Annotated in this window: 10 protein-coding genes and 1 riboswitch; of the genes, 5 read left to right on the forward strand and 5 right to left on the reverse strand. The window is 63.1% G+C overall.

The features are described from left to right. The first annotated feature begins 263 nt into the window (after positions 1-263). Positions 264-2,951, forward strand: coding sequence for a PD-(D/E)XK nuclease family protein (locus tag TSA66_RS05545; RefSeq protein ID WP_040039315.1), 2,688 nt, complete (start codon positions 264-266; stop codon positions 2,949-2,951). Positions 2,952-2,959: 8 nt separating this feature from the next. After that, positions 2,960-6,253, forward strand: coding sequence for a UvrD-helicase domain-containing protein (locus TSA66_RS05550; RefSeq protein ID WP_198358714.1), 3,294 nt, complete (start codon positions 2,960-2,962; stop codon positions 6,251-6,253). Here TSA66_RS05550 and TSA66_RS25390 read toward each other — a convergent pair. Together TSA66_RS25390 and TSA66_RS05560 are read right to left on the reverse strand one after the other, a co-directional pair. Further along, on the reverse strand, positions 6,219-8,936 hold the full coding sequence (locus TSA66_RS25390; RefSeq protein WP_052452121.1) for a putative bifunctional diguanylate cyclase/phosphodiesterase: 2,718 nt from the start codon (positions 8,934-8,936) through the stop codon (positions 6,219-6,221). The genes TSA66_RS05550 and TSA66_RS25390 overlap by 35 nt on opposite strands. Positions 8,937-9,116: 180 nt before the next feature. Beyond that, the gene (locus tag TSA66_RS05560; RefSeq protein WP_052452122.1) at positions 9,117-11,033 is read right to left on the reverse strand and encodes a putative bifunctional diguanylate cyclase/phosphodiesterase; all 1,917 of its coding nucleotides are present in this window, start codon (positions 11,031-11,033) and stop codon (positions 9,117-9,119) included. 325 nt (positions 11,034-11,358) lie between these two features. On the opposite strand from TSA66_RS05560, the gene TSA66_RS05565 reads away from it, so the two are divergent. Further along, complete coding sequence (locus TSA66_RS05565; RefSeq protein ID WP_198358718.1) at positions 11,359-13,959, forward strand: sensor domain-containing protein; 2,601 nt, start codon at positions 11,359-11,361, stop codon at positions 13,957-13,959. Between the two features lie 25 nt (positions 13,960-13,984). On the opposite strand, the gene TSA66_RS05570 is transcribed toward TSA66_RS05565, so the two are convergent. Beyond that, positions 13,985-15,058 carry a type I glyceraldehyde-3-phosphate dehydrogenase gene (locus TSA66_RS05570; RefSeq protein WP_052452124.1) on the reverse strand — a complete coding sequence of 358 codons (1,074 nt, stop codon included), beginning with the start codon at positions 15,056-15,058 and terminating at the stop codon, positions 13,985-13,987. Positions 15,059-15,425: 367 nt separating this feature from the next. Further along, positions 15,426-15,520, forward strand: a riboswitch (glycine riboswitch). 327 nt (positions 15,521-15,847) lie between these two features. Here TSA66_RS05570 and TSA66_RS05575 point away from each other — a divergent pair. Further along, positions 15,848-16,993 carry a branched-chain amino acid ABC transporter substrate-binding protein gene (locus TSA66_RS05575; protein WP_040039317.1) on the forward strand — a complete coding sequence of 382 codons (1,146 nt, stop codon included), beginning with the start codon at positions 15,848-15,850 and terminating at the stop codon, positions 16,991-16,993. 264 nt (positions 16,994-17,257) lie between these two features. On the opposite strand, the gene TSA66_RS05580 is transcribed toward TSA66_RS05575, so the two are convergent. Next, positions 17,258-18,007 (reverse strand): SDR family NAD(P)-dependent oxidoreductase, encoded by a 750-nt coding sequence (locus tag TSA66_RS05580; protein ID WP_040039318.1) that lies wholly within the window; start codon positions 18,005-18,007, stop codon positions 17,258-17,260. A gap of 311 nt (positions 18,008-18,318) precedes the next feature. Here TSA66_RS05580 and TSA66_RS05585 point away from each other — a divergent pair, with 311 nt between their 5' ends. Next, the gene (locus tag TSA66_RS05585) at positions 18,319-18,669 is read left to right on the forward strand and encodes a hypothetical protein (RefSeq protein WP_040039319.1); all 351 of its coding nucleotides are present in this window, start codon (positions 18,319-18,321) and stop codon (positions 18,667-18,669) included. 4 nt (positions 18,670-18,673) lie between these two features. Here TSA66_RS05585 and TSA66_RS05590 read toward each other — a convergent pair whose 3' ends face one another. Next, complete coding sequence (locus TSA66_RS05590) at positions 18,674-19,483, reverse strand: substrate-binding domain-containing protein (protein WP_040039320.1); 810 nt, start codon at positions 19,481-19,483, stop codon at positions 18,674-18,676. Positions 19,484-19,488 lie beyond the last annotated feature (5 nt).

Below are 19,488 nucleotides of genomic sequence, written 5' to 3' on the forward strand. Positions count from 1 at the left end.
CTCAATCCCAGCCAACCAACGTGTCCGGGATGCAATACGCAAGTGGAGACGTCGAGCGCGAATTCAAGCCTGCTGGAGGGTACTGCAAGAGGTAGTGCGGCGGGATATTGGACAAATCATAACCGATTTTCATAAAAAGTGTAGTGCGGTGCCGATTTTTTTGCCCTAACTCACATAAAATTGCGGGCGCGGCCATTCGGCCGGGCGTTCAGGCGGCGCGCCACTCATGAATTCTGCCGCAATTCTCGACCTGGCCAATCCACATGCTGCACGATCCGCTGCTAATTCCTCCCTCCGCCGACTTCTGGCCGCTGGTTGCACGCGCGATCCTTGGCAGCGGGCTGCTTCCGCCGCATGCAAATGCCTGTGATTTATCTGCGGTGCGGGTGCTGGTTCCCGGCTTTGTTCATGCGCAACAGTTGAAATCGGCACTGTCGGCCGAATTGCGCCGCCCCTTCATCGCACCGCGCATCATCACACTGGCAGCATGGATCGACATGCTGCCGCCAGATCCGGCCACGCCGCCGGTCGCCCCTGCGAGCGAACGCATGATGTCGCTCTATGCGGAGCTGCGCCAGCACGGATGGCTTAAAAAGTTGTTTACCGCGCGCCGCAATACCGACCTGTTGCCGCTGGCACAAACCCTGTTGACCCTATTTGATGAATTGACGCGGGCATTGGTTCCATCGATGCAGCTTAGCGCCGAGGCCCCCGACGAGCGCTGGCAAGCGGCGCTCGCGCAGCTGCCGGTGCCGGCCCGCAACATGGTGTCCGACGAAGCACAGCTGGTGTGGACATTGTGGAAAAGCCAGCTCGACGCTAATGATCCGGTCGCATTCTGTCATCGGCAAATGATGCGCCTGGCTGCGCATGCCACCGAGCCGCTGATCTGGATCAGCCCGGTGATTCCCGATACCTACCACCAGGCATTCCTAGAGGCCTACGCACAGCGCCTGCCGGTGCTGCCGATTACACTGGACTGGCGGGCGGCAGCGGTGGCGCCGGTCTACGCCGCGGCATGGGGCGAGATGCTGGAGGGCGGCTTGGCGGAGCAGGCGCACCATGCTGCCGAGGCTCCCGCCGGCGTGTCGCTGTGCGCCGCGGGCAGCCTGGAAGAGGAGGCGCAGCGCGGTGCGCAAATCATTCTTGGCTGGCTGCAGTCCGGCAAGAACCGCATCGCGATCATCGCCCAGGATCGGGTCGTCGCGCGCCGTATCCGTGCATTGCTGGAGCGCGCGCAGGTTTTCGTTTCCGACGAAACCGGCTGGAAGCTGTCGACCACGCGCGCCGCCGCTGCCGTTGCCGCGCTGCTCGACGTGGTGACCACGCGTGCGGAAACCGTCGTATTGCTGGACTTGCTGAAGTCGCCTTTCCTGTTTGCGCACCTGCCCGACAAGGGGGAGCGGGTGATGGCGATCGAGCATGCCCTGCGCCGCTTCAATGTGCTGGGCGGATGGGAAGCGGCGGATGCCGTGTTGCGCGACGAGCAGGCGGCGCGCGAAATCCTGCGCGAGGTGGCGCGGCAGGCGGCGCTGTTTGCCGGACGCAAGACGCTGGGAGAGTGGGCCGAGCTCACCAGCGGCGTCATGGAAGCGCTGGGCATGCGCGAGGCGCTGCAGCACGATGCCGCAGGCGTGCAGGTGGTGGCCTTGCTCGATACCCTGACGCAGGATGCGGAATCCATGCATCAGCCATTTTCGTTTTCCGAATGGCGCGCGTTCCTCGGCCTGCAAATGGAGCTGGCGCCGTTCGTGCCGTCCGACTTCGACCGGCGCGTGGTGATGCTGCAGTTGAACGGTGCGCAGCTGCGCTGCTTCGACGCCGTGCTGATGGTGGGCGCGGACGCCGATCATTTGCCGTCCCGGCTGGACGAGATGCTGTTCTTCGCCAATGCGGTGCGGCGTGAACTCGGGCTGCCGACCCGGGAAATGCGCCAGCGCCAGCAGCTGCGCGACTTCGCCGAGCTGTTGAGCGTGAGCCCGGAAGTTGTGCTGTCCTGGCAGGCGTACAAGAACGGCGAACCCAATCCGGTCAGCAGCTGGGTTGAACGCCTGCAGCTGAGCCTGGAACGCGCCGGCCGGGCCACCGTGCCGATGCGCGCAGTCCATCTCGAGCCGCATGCGCTGCGCTGTGCGCCGCCGACCATGCCGGCGCCGGCTGCGCCGCAGCTCGTGCCACGCAGGCTTTCCGCCAGCGGCTACAACAGCCTGGTCGCCTGCCCGTATCAATTCTTCGCCACACGCATGCTGGGCCTGGACGGACTGGGCGAGCTGTCGGACATGCCGGAAAAGCGCGACTATGGCGACTGGCTGCATGAAATCCTCCTGCAGTACCACGAGGCGGTCCGCGACCGCAAGAGCGTGCCCGCCGCGCGCGAAAGCCTGCTGCGCGAAATCTCGGAGCAGGTGTTTGGCCAGGCGCTCGATCGCAGCGCGGCGGCGCTCGGCTACTATGCGCGCTGGCAGAAGGTGATTCCAGCCTATCTGGCATGGGCCAACGAGCGCGAGAGCCAGGGCTGGCAATTCGTCGTCGGGGAACAGCAGTTCCAAAAGACGCTGTCCTGGGAGGGCGGGCAGATCACCCTGCACGGCTGCGTCGACCGCATCGACGAGAATGCCGATGGCGAGCGCGCGATCCTCGACTACAAGACCCGGAACATGCAGTCCCTGCGCGACAAGGCCAAGGAGAGCGACGACCACCAGCTGGCGTTCTACGGCGTGCTGTCCGACGTGCCGGTGGCCGCCGCGCACTACGTCGCGCTGGAGGTGTCGAAGGACAAGACGGGTGACGCCGCCGCGCCCAATTACGGCGAGTGGCAGTCGCTGCTGGAAGCGCAGATCGTCTCCAACATCCGCGCCATCGGGCAGGGCGCGCCGCTGCCGGCTGCAGGCATTGAACGCATCTGCGTGTATTGCGAAGTGCGCGGCCTGTGCCGCAAGGGAGCATGGTGATGCGGGACATGACGCCACGCGCATACGAAGCCAATGGCCAAGCGGTCGACGCCGCGCAGTTCACCAGGGTCGCGTGCGATCCGCGCCATTCCGTGGCAGTGGAAGCATGCGCCGGCAGCGGCAAGACCTGGCTCCTGGTGGCGCGCATGCTGCGTCTGCTGCTGACCGGAGCCGAGCCGTCCGAGCTGCTGGCAATTACGTTCACCCGCAAGGCGGCGCAGGAGATGCGCGAGCGGCTGCTGCACCTGCTCCACCAGCTGGCGCTGCAGCCCGACGCCGAGGTACGTGCGCTGCTCGCCGAGCGCGGCATTGCCGAGCGCGAGCTGCCGGCCGTGCTGCCGGTGGCGCGCAGCTTGTACGACCGCGTCCTGGCCAGCCCGCAAAGCCTGTCGATCGACACCTTTCACAGCTGGTTCGCGAAGCTGGTGCAGATCGCCCCGCTGGCCTCCGGCGTGCCGCATGGTTATTCCCTTACGGAGGCGACCGGCGAACTGATGCTGGACGCATACAGCCGCTTCATGCAGTCGCTCGGCGACGAAGACAATGGCGAGGTGCGGCAGGCGCTGCTGACGCTGTACGACATGGTCGGCGACTGGAATGCACGCCGGCTGCTCGACGCCTTCGTCGACAAGCGCGCCGAATGGTGGGCCTCGCTGCAGGCCGGGGAAAACGCGCCGCTCGCATGGCTGCAGGAGCTGTGCGGCGAGGATGGCCGGTGCGATGCGCGGCTGATGCTGTGGCAGGATGCGCGGCTGACGGAGCGTATCCAGACCGTCGCACGCCTGCTGGGCCAGGGAACGGCGGTCAACCAGAAACGGGCAACGGCGATCGAGAAGGCATTGAGCGCCGGTGCCGGCGTCGACAGCTTCGATGCGTTGTGCAACGAGTTTTTCGGCAGCGACGGCGAGTCGCGCAAGAATACCAAGACCAAGGACCTGCAAAAGGCGCTGGAAAAGCATTTCGGCGGCGACGCTGCCGCCGCCTTCGACGAGGAGTTCGACGCGCTCGGCAAGGAGCTGAAACTGCTCAGGAAGCGCAGCTGCGAACGCACCGTGCTGGCGCTCAACGAAGCGCTGTTCATCGCCGGGGCCGCCTTCCTGGAACAATATCAGGCGGTCAAGGCGGAGCAGCGTGTGTTCGACTTCGGCGACCTGGAGTGGCACGCCTATCGTCTGCTGACCAATGAAGAGCATGCGGCTTATCTGCAGAGCCGCCTCGACGCGCGCTACAAGCATGTCCTGCTCGACGAATTCCAGGACACCAACCCTTTGCAATGGAGCATCGTGCGCGCGTGGCTGAACGCCTATGGCGACGACACGCAAAAGCCGAGCGTGTTCGTGGTGGGCGACCCGAAGCAGTCGATCTACCGCTTCCGCCGCGCCGAGCCGCGCGTGTTCGCCGCCGCGCGCGACATGCTGGCAGCGCAGGGCGCGGCCGTGCTGCGCACCAATCAGACCCGGCGCAATGCGTCCGCGATCGTCGACCTGCTCAACACCAGCTTCGCCGGCAACCCGATTTTTTCGGCGCAGACCACGCTCGGTCTGCAGGGGGGGCAGGTATGGCGCCTGCCGCTGGTGCGTTCCGGCGAAGAGCAAAAGGAGCAGGGCAGCGGCTTCATGCTGCGCGATCCGCTCACCACGCCGCGCGCCGAGGAGGAAGATGCGCGGCGCCTGGAAGAGGGGCGCGCGGTGGCGCGTGCGATCCTGGCAGCGCGACGGGAGCTGGCGGCGCGCACGGGGAGTGAGGGCGCCTGGTCCGACGTCATGCTGCTGGTAAAAAAGCGCACCTACCTGAGCGCTTACGAAAGCGCGCTGCGCGAGGCCGGCATTCCGTTCGTGTCGGACAAGCGCGGCGGCCTCCTGGAGTCGCTCGAAGTCGCCGACCTGATCGCGCTGCTGACCTTCCTGATCACGCCCGGCGACAACCGGGCGCTCGCGCATGTGCTGAAGTCGCCCATCATCGGCGCGTCCGACGACGACCTGGTCGCGCTGGCACAAGCGGGGGATGGCCCATGGTGGTCGCGCCTGCTGGCGTCGGCATCGGATGGCGCCTCGGCTGTCGTCAAGCGGGCAGCCGTGCTGCTGCGGCACTGGCTGCATGCGGCACCGCGCCTGCCGGTGCACGACCTGCTCGACCTGATCCTGCACCAGGGCGAACTGGTGGCGCGCTATGCGCAGGCCGCGCAGCCGCCGGCGCGCCAGCAGGTGCTGGGCAATATCGAGGCGTTCACCGAGCTTGCGCTCAATCTGGATGCGGGCCGTTACCCGAGCCTGCCGAAATTCATCGACGCGCTCGAACTGCTCAGGAAAAGCGCCGCCAGCGACGCTCCCGACGAGGCGGCCATCGATGCCGCCGCCGACGCGGTACGCATCTTGACGATCCATAGCGCGAAGGGGCTGGAGGCGCCGATCGTGGTGCTGGTCGATGCCAACCATAGCGAAGCGGCGCGCGACGATTGCGGCATCTTGTGCGACTGGCCGCAGGACGCGGACGCGCCGACGCACTTTTCCTGCTTTGCGAAAAAGGATGAGCGGGGCGCTGCGCGCGATGAACTGTTCGCGGCCGAGGAACGCTTCAGGCAGCAGGAAGACTGGAACCTGCTCTATGTGGCGGTGACGCGCGCCAAGGAAATGCTGATTGTCAGTGGCGTCGCCGGCACGCGCGGCGCCCTGGCCGACGGTACTGTCGACGGCAGCTGGTATCAGCGCCTGCTGGGCGCGCCGGAGCTGGCGCTGGAGCCGTCGCCGGATGCGGCGGAAAATGCATTCGCCGCCCTGCGCGGGCAGGAATTCAGCCTGCCCATCTTCAATCCGGTGGCGCTGCCGCCGGCAGCCTGTTCGCCGCCGGCGCACAACGACGCCATCGATGAAGGCATCGCACTGCATGCGCTGTTGGAGCGGCTTACGCCGGGAGTGAATTGGCCGCCGCAAGTGCCGGATGCCGAGCGGATGGCGCGCTGGCTGAACTGCCCGCAGCAGATGGCGGAGAGCATCCGGGACAAGGCGTTGCGGATCTTTGCCGAGCCACAGCTGGAGCGATTCTTCAATCCGGCATGCTTTCAGTTCGCATGCAACGAAATGGAAGTCGTGAGCGGCAACGAGCTGATGCGTTTCGATCGCGCCGTCGTGTACGCCGACGAGGTCTGGATCCTGGACTACAAGCGCGACCTGCTCGACAGCGAGCGCGCGGCATACGCGGGGCAGCTGGCGCGCTACCGCTCGGCGGCGCGTGCCGTGTTTCCGGGCAAGGCGGTCAGGACGGCGTTGATCACTGCGGATGGGCGGTTGTGGGAAATGGAGTGAGCGCCGCTGTGAAGGCGGCGCGCTGCAGGACCCTGCGTTCGAAATCCTGTGCGGCCAGCGGCTCGCTGAAGTAATAACCCTGGATTTCGTCGCAGCCCTGCCTGCGCAGGAATTCGAACTGCTCGGGCGTTTCCACGCCTTCGGCGATCACTTTTTGCTTCAGGCTTTTCGCCATGCTGATGATGGCGCAGGTGATCGCGGCGTCATCCGGATCGGTGGCGATGTCCTGCACGAATGAGCGGTCGATCTTCAGGGTGTCGATCGGGAAGCGCTTCAGGTAGGACAGGCTGGAGTAGCCGGTGCCGAAGTCGTCGATCGACAGGCCGACCCCCATTTTTTTCAACGCCTCGAGCAGCGATGTCGTCAGCTCCAGATCCTGCATCGTGACGCTTTCCGTCAGCTCCAGCTCCAGATAGCGCGGCTCCAGGCCGGTTTCATGCAGCACGCGCGCGATCATCTCGAGGAAATTCTTTTCCCGGAACTGCACTGCCGATACGTTGACCGCGATCGGGATCGGCGCGTAGCCGGCATCCTGCCATGCGCGGTTCTGGGTGCAGGCCTGGCGCAGCACCCATTCGCCGATCGGAATGATCAGGCCGCTCTCTTCGGCAATCGGGATAAACTGCGCCGGCGGGACCGGCCCGCTGCCGCGGTTGTTCCAGCGGATCAGCGCTTCTGCCCCGATTACGCGCCCGCTGGCGATGCACAGCTTGGGCTGGTAGTACAGCGCCGACTCCTCGCGCGCGATAGCGTGCCGCAGCCTGCTTTCCAGAGCGAAGCGGCGCAGCGCGCGCTCGTTGATGTGGCGTGTGAAAAACTGGTAGTTGCTGCGGCCCTGCGCCTTGGCCTGGTACATCGCGGCTTCGGCATGCTTGATGAGAGTGGCGCCGTCGTCGCCGTCGTCGGGGCAGATGCTGATGCCGATACTGGCGCTGACGTGGATTTCGTGTTCGTCGATGAAATACGGTTCGGTGATCGATTTCAGCACCTGCGTGGCGGCACGCGCCGCGCCTATGCTATCGCTGACCTCTTGCAGAAGAACCACGAATTCGTCGCCGCTATGGCGAGAGATGGTGTCGGTGTCGCGCGTGCATTTCCTGAGGCGGCGGGCCAGCTCCTGCAGCAGGTGGTCGCCTATCGTGTGCCCGAGCGTGTCGTTGACATGCTTGAAGCGATCGAGGTCGAGGAACAGCACCGCGGCGCGCGTGCCGTGGCGCAACGTGAGGCCGATGGTCTGGGTCAGGCGGTCGTTCAGCAGGAAGCGGTTGGGCAGATCGGTCAGCGCGTCGTGCTGCGCGATGTAGTCCATCTTGAGGGACATCGCACGCACGGCGCTGACGTCGCGGAACACGAGCACGGCGCCGATGACTTGGCCGTCACGGTCATGCATCGGCGCGCAGGAATCGTCGACTGCCGTTTCGCTGCCGTCGCGCCTAATCAGGATGGAACTTGACGGCATGCGTATGACCTTGTCGCCGAGAAGCGTTGCCTGCAGCACGGAGTTGGCCGCGTGCCGCGATACCGGGTCGACGATCATGAACACCTTGTCCAGCGGCTGCCCGACCGCGTCGGCATTTGTCCAGCTGCACATCTGTTCGGCGGCGGGGTTGAGGTAGGCCACCTTGCCGTCGATATCCGTCGTGATCACGCCGTCGCCAATGGAATTCAACGTGACTTGCATGCGCTGGTGTTCATGGAACAGGTTTTCTTCGACGGCGTGCCGCATGCTGATTTCAGCCTGCAGCCGCGCATTGGTGTTGGACAGCACGTTCAGGTTGCTCTCCAGCGCGTCGAGCGTCCGGTGCAGGGCTTCTTCCGCGTCGGTGCGCTTTTTGTCCAGCCGCAGCAGCAGCCGTGCATTCCAGCCGATCAGGAGCGTGAAGATCAGGATGCTCGACAGCGTTACCGCAATCATGCCGAACGTTGCGTCGTACAGGCCGGCCCCGCGCCCCCAGTATTCCAGCCGGTTGACGGCAAGCGGCAGCAGGATAGCGGCGGGCAGCAGGCGGCGCGCCGTAATCCCGCCGGCGCTGCCGTTGGAAACCAGCGCCATCAGCCCGCGCTCTGGCCGCGCCGCCAGGATGCCCGCGCATAGCAGCAGGAAAGCCAGCGTGACCGGGAGTGAAATCGTGCCGTAATACGGGATCTGGTACAGCGCGGTTTTGCCGTACAGGTAACCGATTGCGGGAATCAGGGCATTGAAGATGGCCAGGAACGTCAGACCTTCCACCCAGCGCGCCGGCGCATTCTTGCTGAGCAGGAGCAACGCGCCGCCAGCCAGCATGAAATTGATCGCCGACACAAACGACATGCGGCCCGGATACAGGCCTTCCGGCACGTTGCGGTCGACGGCGAATAACTGGTCAATGCCGATGTTGAGGTCGGCGGTATATTCGATGGCGGTCAGCAGGCCAAGCAGCAAGGCGAGCGCCGCGGCACTGCGGCTGCAGCCCAACGCCATGCGCGTCGAGGCGCCGGCGACCTGCAGGTGCAGTGACATGCCTAACAGCAGCAGCCCGACGGAGGAATTGAACTTGGTGCCGGCGAAATCCGGCAGCGAGGTCAGGAACGGGATGACGCCAAGCCATCCGAGTATCGCGATCGTCGCCGTCAGAGCGACTGTCGCGCTTGCGGCCCTGGCAAAGAGGAAATATCGTTCGCGATGGCTGGTAACGTGAGGCATGGGGTGAGTGTGGCAGCGCGTGTCGCGTTACAGGCCATAGCGCGACGCGCGAATTGGCGCGCCGGGCACCGATACATATCTTGGCTTTTGACCAATAAGACGAGGGCCGCTTGAATAAAGTTCAATAGGGATATACTCGCTTGCGCGTTCATCGTGTCATGCGCAAAAGGCGGGCGGCTATCATCCCGCCGCCAGCGTGTCGCGGCTGCCGTAGCTGCGCAGTAGCTGCGCGCATGCATCCGCGTCGACCGGTTGGCTGAAGTAAAAGCCTTGTGCCTGATCGCAACCGCAGGCGGCAAGCACGGCCACCTGGTGCTCGGTCTCTGCCATTTCGGCAATCACTTTCATTCCGAACCGATGCGCCACCGACACTACCGCATCGGTGATGGCTAGCCGCGCGGTATCGGTTTCGATGTGGCGGATGAACGAGCCGTCCAGCTTCAGTTTCTCGACCGGGAAGCGCTGCAGGTAGTGCATGTTGGAGTAGCCGGTGCCGAAGTGGTCGATCGACAGGCCGACGCCCAGATCCCGGAGCTTTTGCATCAGCTGCAGCGTCTTGTCCGGCATCTGCATGGAAGCGCTTTCGGTCAGCTCCAGTTCGAGATATTCCGGGTCGAGGCCGGTGCTGCGCAGGCTTTGCGCGATGCGCGCGGCCAGACCCGGCCGTGCGAGCTCCCGCGGCGAGAGATTGACCGCGACGCGCAACGGCTGCAGGCCGGCATCCTGCCACAGCCGGTTCTGCCGGCAGGCATGGTGCAGCACCCATTCGCCGATCGGCTCGATCAAGCCGGTTTCCTCGGCAATCGGGAGGAAGCGATGCGGCTCGATCTCGCCCAGTTCCGGGTGATGCCAGCGCAGCAGCGCCTCCATGCCTGCGACGGCGCCGCTTTTCAGGTCGAGCTGCAGCTGGTAGCGCAGAGAAAACTGGCCGCGCTCGAGGGCGTGGCGCAATTCGTTGGCCAGCGTGCCGCGCTGGCCGAATCGATGGCGCAGGTCTTCGTTGTAGTGCTGCACGCTGTTACGCCCGTTTTCCTTGGCGCGGTACATCGCCACGTCGGAAAACCGCAGCAGCGCTTCCGGCTCCTCGCCGTCGTCGGGATAAGTGCAGCATCCCATGCTGCAGGTGACGCGTATTTCCTGGCCGTCGACCACGGTCGGCATCGACACGCAGTCGACCACGCGCTTGAGCACCTGCACCGAGTCGCCGCCATTGACGCTGTCGCGCAAAACCAGCACGAATTCATCGCCACCGAGCCTGGCGATAGTGTCCGACTCGCGCAGGCAGGCCGACATCCGTTCGGACACGGTGATCAGCAGGGCGTCACCGGTTTCGTGGCCGTAGTTATCGTTGATCCATTTGAAGCGGTCGAGATCGATGAAGGCGACGACGAAGCGTTCCTGGTAGCGCTTTGCTTCGGCAATGGCCAGTTGCAGGCGGTCAACCAGCAGGTTGCGGTTCGGCAGCCCGGTCAGCGCGTCGTGAGTGGCCTGATGAAGCAACTGCGTTTCCTGCCGCTTGCGCTCGGAAATGTCGTTTGCCACCATATAGAGCGCCGGCTTGTCGAGATAGTTGATCCATTGCCGTGTCACGGCGATATCGATCAGCTCGCCGTCCACGCAAAGCGCCTGTTCTTCCGCGGCGCGCGGCGCGGCGTCGTGCACGGGGACGCCTGCCGCCGGCGCAAGGCCGCGATAGGCGGGCGCGACCAGGCTGTGCAGGCTGCGGCCCAGCAGTTCTGCCGCGCTCGAGGCGCGGTACAGGTGCACGGCGGCCGGATTGACAAACACGATGCGTCCTTCGCATTCGAGCAGGATCGCATCGGGCGCCAATTGCACCAGGAGCCGGTCGCGTTCCGCCGCTGCACGCATTGCCTGTTCTGGCTCCATGCCCTGACAAGGAAGGTCCACGCTCTGTTGCCGCAGGAGTGACTCAGCTTGCAGACGCGCGCTGATTTCCTGGGCAAGACGACGCTTGTATAGTTCGATGTCTTCCATTATCGGCAGGTTCTTCTGATTGACGGCAGGCGGCTGCGCGATCGTCCGGGGGGAGAGCGGTTTGCCAGCGCTGATGCCGTAGTGATGAATCGGCGATTGCATGAGTTGCACTTGCGATACTCACTTTAAAGGAGGCGACTCGCTGCACAATGAGCGCGCGCAATAGTCCGGTCAGGACCAAGGCGATTTGCAATATTTGCGTCGTGGAACGAGAAATTGAGGGCGAGGTAAGCACGCCGGGGCCGCAACCGTAATATTGCAAAAATGCAACGTCTGTAAAAAATTAACAAGCGGAAAAAGGTTTTGCGGACTTTCCAAGTATTACGCTATGCTGGACCGAGCAACATCGCATCATCACTTCAGTCAGACATCGGAATTTCGCAAGGTGGACAACCTTTGGTCATATTTGACGCGTGCACTGCTTGTCGTGGAGCGTTTTGCTTCAGGAAAGGCTGCGGCGCAGGCGCGCCTCGCCGGCGAGCTCCGCAGCCCAGTGCCGGAGCAGCAGAGCATTCTTGAAAATGCGGGGGTCGGCATCGCCTTCGTGAAGAATCGCCGGATTGCCCGCTGCAATCAAACCTTTGCCCAGATATTCGGTTACAGCATCGAGGAATTGACCGGCAGCACAACGAACCTGCTGCACCAGTCGCAAGAAGCATTCATCCGTCTCGGGGAGCAAGCGTATTCGACCATTGCCGCCGAAGGCGAGTACGCAGTCGACGCGCGCTACCGGCGCCGCTGCGGAACCGAATTCTGGGCGCGGTCGACGCTGACTGCCGTCGACCGCGCCAACCTCGGGCTGGGCGTGATCTGGGCGGTGCACGACATCGACCAGCGCAAGCGGGCAGAACAGGCCCTGGCCGAAAGCGAGGATCGCTTTCATCGCCTGACCAACCTGTCGTCCGACTGGTACTGGGAGCAGGACGAGAACTTCCGGTTCACGTCCTTGTCCGGAGGTATCCTGGAACGGGACCACATCAATCTGTCGCAAGCCATCGGAAAGACGCGCTGGGAACTGCCTCTCGACATTGACGCCGCCGAGCTGGCTGCGCACAGGGCGCAGCTGGAGGCGCACCAGCCTTTTCTCGAATGGGAGTACCGGGCACGTTACCCCGGCCAGCCGATGCGCTGGTTTTCCATCAGCGGCGAACCGCTCTTCGATGCGCAAGGTCAGTTCAAGGGATATCACGGCACCGGCAAGGAGATCACGCAGCGCAAGCTCGAAGAGGCGCTGCAGGCAGGGCAGGCGCAGGTGCTCGAAATGATGGCGACCGGCGCGCCGCTAGCGGATGTGCTCGGCAAGCTGGTGCGCGTGATCGAATCGCAGTCCGATGGCATGATCGGTTCCGTGCTGCTGCTGGGCGAGGATGGGCAGCATGTCTGCAGCGGCGTCGCGCCGGGTTTGCCCGAAGAATACATTCATGCGCTGCAAGGCGCGCCGATCGGCGAACAGGCCGGATCGTGCGGCACCGCGATGCACCGGCGCGAACGGGTGGTCGCAAGCGACATCGCGCACGACCCGTTATGGACCGGCTACCATGAATTCGCCGCCCAATTCGGGCTGCGCGCGTGCTGGTCGACCCCGATTGTGTCGCAGCAGGGACGGGTACTGGGCACGTTCGGCATGTACTACCGCACGGTGCGTCATCCGACGCCGGCCGAAATGCGGCTGGCCGACATCGCCGCCCGCATGGCCGGCATCGCCATCGAGCGCAAGCAGGCCGAAGAGCGCATCGGCTTCATGGCCCATCACGATATGCTGACCGGCTTGCCCAACCGCGCGCTGCTGCTGGACCGTGCCGCCCAAGCCATCGCGCAGGCAGGGCGGCAGGGAAATTGCGTGGCCGTGCTGTTCATCGACCTCGACTACTTCAAGAATATCAACGATTCGCTCGGCCACCCGGTCGGCGACCAGGTGTTGCGGATGGCGGCCCAGCGCCTGCAGGATTGCCTGCGCAAGGGGGACAGCCTGGCGCGCCTGGGCGGCGACGAATTCGTCATTGCGCTGCCGGCCCTGTCCGACAGCGGCATTGCCGCACTGGTGGCGCAAAAGGTGCTGGATGCACTGGACATGCCATTTGCGGTCGATGCTCAGGAACTGCATGTCGGCTGCAGCATCGGCATCAGCATGTTCCCGGCCGACGGCGGCGACGTCGATGCACTGATGAGGGCGGCCGATACGGCGCTCTACCATGCCAAGGCGAAGGGGCGCGGCAACTACCAGTTCTTCACCGCCAGCCTGAGCGCGGCGGCGCAACGCCGCCTGATTCTGGAGAACCAGCTGCGCCAGGCCTTGGCACGCGGCGAATTCTCGCTGCACTTCCAGCCGCAGCTGGACATCGCCAGCGGCCGCATTCTGTCGGCCGAGGCCTTGCTGCGCTGGCAGCAGCCGGAGCGCGGATATATTTCCCCCGTGGAGTTCATCCCGATCGCCGAAGAGACCGGCCTGATCCTGCCGATCGGCGAATGGGTGCTGCGCGAGGCTTGCATGCAGCTCAAGCGCTGGCGCGACGCCGGCCACGCCGGCATGACGATTGCGGTGAACCTGTCGGTGCGGCAGGTGCTGCAGTCCGGCTTTACCGATCTGGTCGCTCGCCTGCTGCACGAATCCGGCCTGCCGCCATCGGCGCTCGACCTCGAAATTACGGAGAGCATTCTGATGCAGCCGAGCGAAGACAACCTGGCGCCCTTGACCCGGCTGAGCGACATGGGCGTCCAGCTCTCGGTGGACGACTTCGGCACCGGATATTCGAGCCTGTCGTACCTGAAGCGTTTTCCGATCCACGCGCTGAAGATCGACCAGTGTTTCGTGCGCGGCATCGGGCAGGATGCGAACGACATGGCGATCATCGCCGCCATCATCGCCATGGCGCGGAGCCTGCGCCTGAAGGTTGTCGCCGAAGGCGTGGAGACGGCCGGCCAGGCATCCTTTTTGAAGGAAAACGGATGCCAGTCGGCGCAAGGATATTACTTCAGCAAGCCGGTAAGCGCGGACGCATTCACGGAGCTGCTTGCGAAGTCGTCATAGCGGCGCGCGAACGTTGGGACGGCATTCACCGGCCATTTTTCGCAAAGCAAGCCCGCCAGTAGCTCGCCACGTCCAGCAGGCGGTTGGCATATCCCCATTCATTATCGAACCAGACAAACAGGTTCGCGAGGCGAGGGCCGATGGTGCGCGTCTGGCTGCCGTCGATCGTCGCCGAATGCGGATTGTGGTTGAAGTCGACCGACGCATGAGGATCGTTCGAATAGGCCAGCAGTCCGGCCGGCGCGCGCCGCGCCGCAGAGGAGAACAGCCGGTTGATGTCTTCGGCGGCAACGTCGCGCCTGAGGCTGACGACGAGATCGATGGCCGACACGTTCAGGATCGGCACGCGCACCGACTTGGCCTGCGTCCGCCCCTTCAGCTGGGGCAGCAGGCGCTCGACCCCCTTCGATAGGCCGGTGGCCACCGGAATCATCGACTGCATGGCCGAGCGCGTCAGGCGCAGGTCGGCATGGTGGTAGCCGTCGATCAGCGGCTGGTCGTTCATGACCGAGTGCAGGGTGGTCATGAGGGCATGCTCGACGCCGAACTCGCGATCCAGGAGGTCGAGCACCGGGACGATGGCGTTGGTGGTGCACGATGCATTGGAGACGATACGTTCGCCGCCGGTGATGGCGTGGTGGTTGATGCCGTAGACCACCGTCAGGTCGACGTCCTGCGCGCTTTGCCCCGGATGCGACAGCAGCACGCGGCGGCAGCCCGCATCGAGAAAACGTGTCAGTTCGTCGCGGCCGGTATAGCGGCCCGAGCATTCGACCAGCAGGTCGATGTCGTGCTCTTTCCAGTTCACGCCCTCGGGCGTCGTCGCATGCGTCACATGGATCGGGTTCCCGTCGATGTGCAGGTAGTCGCCTTCGGCCTCGACCTTGCCGGGAAAAACGCCGTGGGTGGAATCAAAGCGGGTGAGGTAGGCAATCGTCGCGAGATCGGCCGGCTCGTTGATCGCAACGATCCGGAACTGCGCGCGGTGCGGCGATGCATGCAGCGCGCGCAGAAAGCAGCGGCCGATGCGGCCATAGCCGTTGATGGCGATTCTTATCGGGGGATGTGGTGGGATATCGTCGGTGCGGGCAGGTTGCATGAATTCAGACCAGGGCTTCGGGCATCGGTCGGCCGGCGCGCGAAGCTGCAGACATGATGGTAACGGGCGGGCGTGCAGACATGGTGCGGTTTGATTGACCGATGAAGGTGGACGGCAGGCTTGTCATTGTATCCCATCAAGGGGCAGCGCCAAGCCGGCGCGGTGGCGACCCACCAGCCAGTCCCGGCCTGCTGCGGCACAATATGGGAAGTTCGCTGTTTCGAATGCCGTGCTCAATCAGGCCCGTGATCATGACAAGCACGCGCCTGTATCGTGCAGGTGCGCCCGGCGCTGGTTGCTTGTGCAGACGATGGAAGTCATGTTAGCCTTTGTTGCTATACATAAGAATATGAATTCGGCTTTTGCCGAACTTCGATCGGGAGAGAACGCCGGAGACATCGCGGCGGCGCCGAAGGAGCAACCGCCCCGGAAACTCTCAGGCAAAAGGACCGATCGGATCAATGAACTCTGAAGAGTTGCCGGAATTCGTCAACCGGCACACCGCAGGAGCAAGCGTCTTTCCCACAGAAAGCGCGAATCTCTCAGGTAGCAAACAGAGGGGGCGTGCGTTGCGCATGGTGCGTAACGGACCTTGTTCCCATGACCTGTTTGGAGCCTCGACCTATCCAATCCTTTGTCCATATCGGCATGACCGGCTTGCAGGCCCCATGCAGCACGTCCTTGTTGTGCGTGCCTGCCGCGTTGCAGTTCCGGGGTGCGTAAGCTTGGCTCTGGAAAACCGCCTATTTGCAGTAAGTTTATTTTGTTTAAACCGTAGGAGTGTGAAACATGCAGTTCAAGACAAAAATGATTCCGTTGGCTGGCGCGATCGCCTTTGCATTCGCAGGCACGGCATCAGCGCAGGAACAAGTGGTCAAGATCGGCCATGTCGGCCCGATCTCCGGCGCGATCGCCCACCTGGGCAAGGATAATGAAAACGGCGCGCGCATGGCCGTCGACGAATTGAACGCCAAGGGCGTGACCCTCGGCGGCAAGAAGGTCAAGTTCGAACTGCTGGCCGAAGACGATGGCGGCGACCCGAAGCAGGGCACTGCCGCGGCTCAGAAGCTGGTCGACGCCAAGGTCAACGGCGTGGTCGGGCACCTGAATTCCGGCACCACCATCCCGGCATCCAAGATTTACCACGACGCCGGCATCCCGCAGATCTCGCCATCGTCGACCAATCCGAAGTACACCCAGCAAGGCTTCAACACCGCGTTCCGCGTGGTGGCCAACGATAGCCAGCTGGGCGGCACGCTGGGTCGCTATGCGGCAGACCAGATGAAGGCGAAGAAGGTTGCCGTGATCGACGACCGCACCGCTTACGGTCAGGGTGTGGCCGAAGAATTCGTCAAGGGCGCCAAGGCCAAGGGCGTGCAAGTGGTGGCGCAGCAGTACACGACCGACAAGGCGACCGACTTCAACGCGATTCTGACCGCCATCAAGGCGAAGAAACCGGATACCATCTTCTTCGGCGGTACGGACGCCGTGGCCGGCCCGATGCTGCGCCAGATGAAGGCGCTGGGTATCAATGCCAAGTTCATGGGCGGCGACGGCATCTGCACCGGCAGCCTGCCGCAACTCGCGGGTGATGCCATGGCCGACGGCCAGGTGGTATGCGCCGAAGCCGGCGGCGTGGAAGAAGCGCAGAAGAAGGGCATGGACGATTTCCGCGCCGCGTACAAGAAGAAGTTCGGCTCCGATGTGCAGATCTACTCGCCGTACACCTACGATGCGGTGATGGTTCTGGCCGAGGCCATGAAGAAGGCCAACTCGGCCGACCCGGCCAAGTACCTGCCGCAACTGGCGAAGATCAAGTACCGGGGTGTGATCGGGATGATCGAGTTCGACGCCAAGGGCGACATGAAGAACGGCACCCTGACGCTGTACACCTACAACGGTGGCAAGCGCACGCAGATCGCCGTTGTGAAATAAAGCACCACGTGGGGATGGTGCCGGGGAGTTGCCGACAAAAGCCGGCGCCTCCCGGCATCCTTTGCACTCCCCGTGCCTTCAGGCGCTGTGAAAAATCCCATGGCCGGTGAAAAGTACTATCCCACCTCTGCCGGCGAGAACCGGCCATGCATGGCGCAAAATTCGGGGTATTCTGAATAACGCGATCGTACAGTTGAAATTGACCTGGCAATCCCTCTCCGCGAAGGAGCAACTGCCAAGTCACGTTTCGTCTACGCCGTTTTCTTATCCGATGGTATAACCGCCATCGACCACAATCTCTTGACCGTAGATGTTCTTTGCTGCATCTGATGCCAGGAATACGGACGTCTCAGCGATATCCTCCGGCTGCCCAAATGCCCCTTGCATTAGTCGGGCATTGATTTTTTCCGCAACAGCGCCAAGCGTATCGGCTGGCAAGCCCACAGTGCCCCACAACGGCGTGGCGATCGGGCCAGGCGCAATCGAATTCACCCGGATACCCTTTGGCGCCAACTCAGCTGCCAGTGTTTGCGAAAGGGACTTGAGCGCCGCTTTGCTGGCGCTGTAAATGGCCAGTCCCGGGAAGCCGACCTGCGTCAAGAAGGTGGTAATGAATTGTATCGAGCCTCCCTTGCGGATATGCGGTACGAACAGACGCGCTGTCTCGGCCGCAGCAAACAAGTTCACCGAAAACTGTTCGGAGAATGCATCGGCAGTGCTGTCCTCAAACGATACGACACGCGCAATTCCCGCATTCGGGATGAGGATGTCAATGGCATCGGTGTTCTTCAACACCGTCGCCACCAGTTGTTGCAAGTCTTCCTGGCGCGTGACATCGCCGCTGACGGCGATAACTTGCCCGGGATGTGCGACTTCCAGCGTTTTTAGCGCCTCGGCATTACGGGCAAAAGCGAAAACCTTTGCGCCTTCGGCAATAAATTGTTCGACAATCGCGCGCCCAATACCACTGCTTGCGCCTGTTACTACTGCCGTTTTTCCGTCCAGACGTTTCATGTGCTTTCTCCTAAAGGACTGTTCGTGAGGTTGCAAAAGCTGCTCACTGAGACTCTACCATAAAAGATGTAAATTAAATGTATGTTTAAAGCCGCATATGCATCCATCCTATTTGGGGATGCATGACCAGACTCTGCATGGAGGGGAACTGGCCTGAAGCGGCCAATGCGCAGAGCTGAAAGTGGAACTCAGTTCGGCCATGAGTGGGCATTCCCAAGAACTGCTCTCGTTAAAGTTGGTCAAAAGATAAAGCTGCGGCCCCGCGAAATTGCTTCGCCGGTACGAGACCGCTCTTTCTTGAGGAGATCTCCATGAAGGTGAACACGCCCGTGCTGCTGGCCGGACTTGCATTTGCATTGCTCGCCGGTTGCCAAAAAACGCCGGAACCGAAGACTGCGGGGCCCGATCCGGCTTCCGGCGCATCCCCCGCAACCTCGCCCGCGCCCCCCGGCGGATCCGTAGCATTACCGTCTAACAAGATGCCACCGTCGGACGCCTCATTGCCAGCGACAGCGGAAAGCAAGGGCAATAGCGGGAATGCGAACAGTCCGACACAGGCCAATCCAGCTGCGCTGCAAAAACAGCAGGAGCAGAAGGCCATGCCGCAATCCGGCCAAGTGAACAATCATTCGACACCGGAAACGGTGGGCACCACCAAGTGACGCATCATCGCGGCGCGGCGGTCGGGAAGAAGAGCTGCTGTCCCTGGACGCGGTATGCGGCGATGCGTTGCTGTCCGGCGTCGGAGGTGATCCACCGGATCAATTGCATTGCCCCGGTGAAGTTGACGTCCTTGTGCCTGTCCGGGTTGACGGCGATGATGCCATAGGGATTGAACATTCTGGGGTCGCCTTCAACCGCAATCGCAAGCCCGGTACGCGCCATGTACGCCGTGTAGGTCGCCCGGTCGGTGAGGGTATAGGCTTGCAGTTCGGCCGCCATCGACAACACTTCGCCCATCCCCAGGCCGGCCGATACATAGGCAGCGCCTTCCGGTTTGACGCCTGCTTCCTTCCAGTAGCGCTGTTCCATCTGGTCGGTGCCCGAGTTATCGCCGCGCGAGATGAATCGCGCCTTCGCCTGTACGATTTTCCTGAATGCTGCCTGGACGTTCTTCAAGCCCCTGATTCCTGCCGGGTCGGAAACCGGGCCGACAACGATGAAGTCGTTGTACATCACGTCCCGCCGTTCCACGCCATATCCTTGCGCGACGAACTGGTCTTCGGACGGCCTGGCGTGAACGAGTGTCACGTCGACGTCGCCATTCTTCGCCAGTTCCAGCGCCTTTCCGGTCCCGACCGAGATGACCTGCACCTTCAGTCCCGACTGCGCCTCGAATGCGGGCAGAAGGTAGTTCAGCAACCCGGAATTTTCCGTGCTGGTCGTCGTCGAGAGCTTGAGGACTTGCTGTGCCAGTCCATGCGGCGCAATCCACAGCATGGTCGCCGCCAATAGTACGTGCAGCAGTTTCTTCATGAACC

Source organism: Noviherbaspirillum autotrophicum, from assembly GCF_000818395.1.
Classification (GTDB): Bacteria; Pseudomonadota; Gammaproteobacteria; order Burkholderiales; family Burkholderiaceae_D; genus Noviherbaspirillum; species Noviherbaspirillum autotrophicum.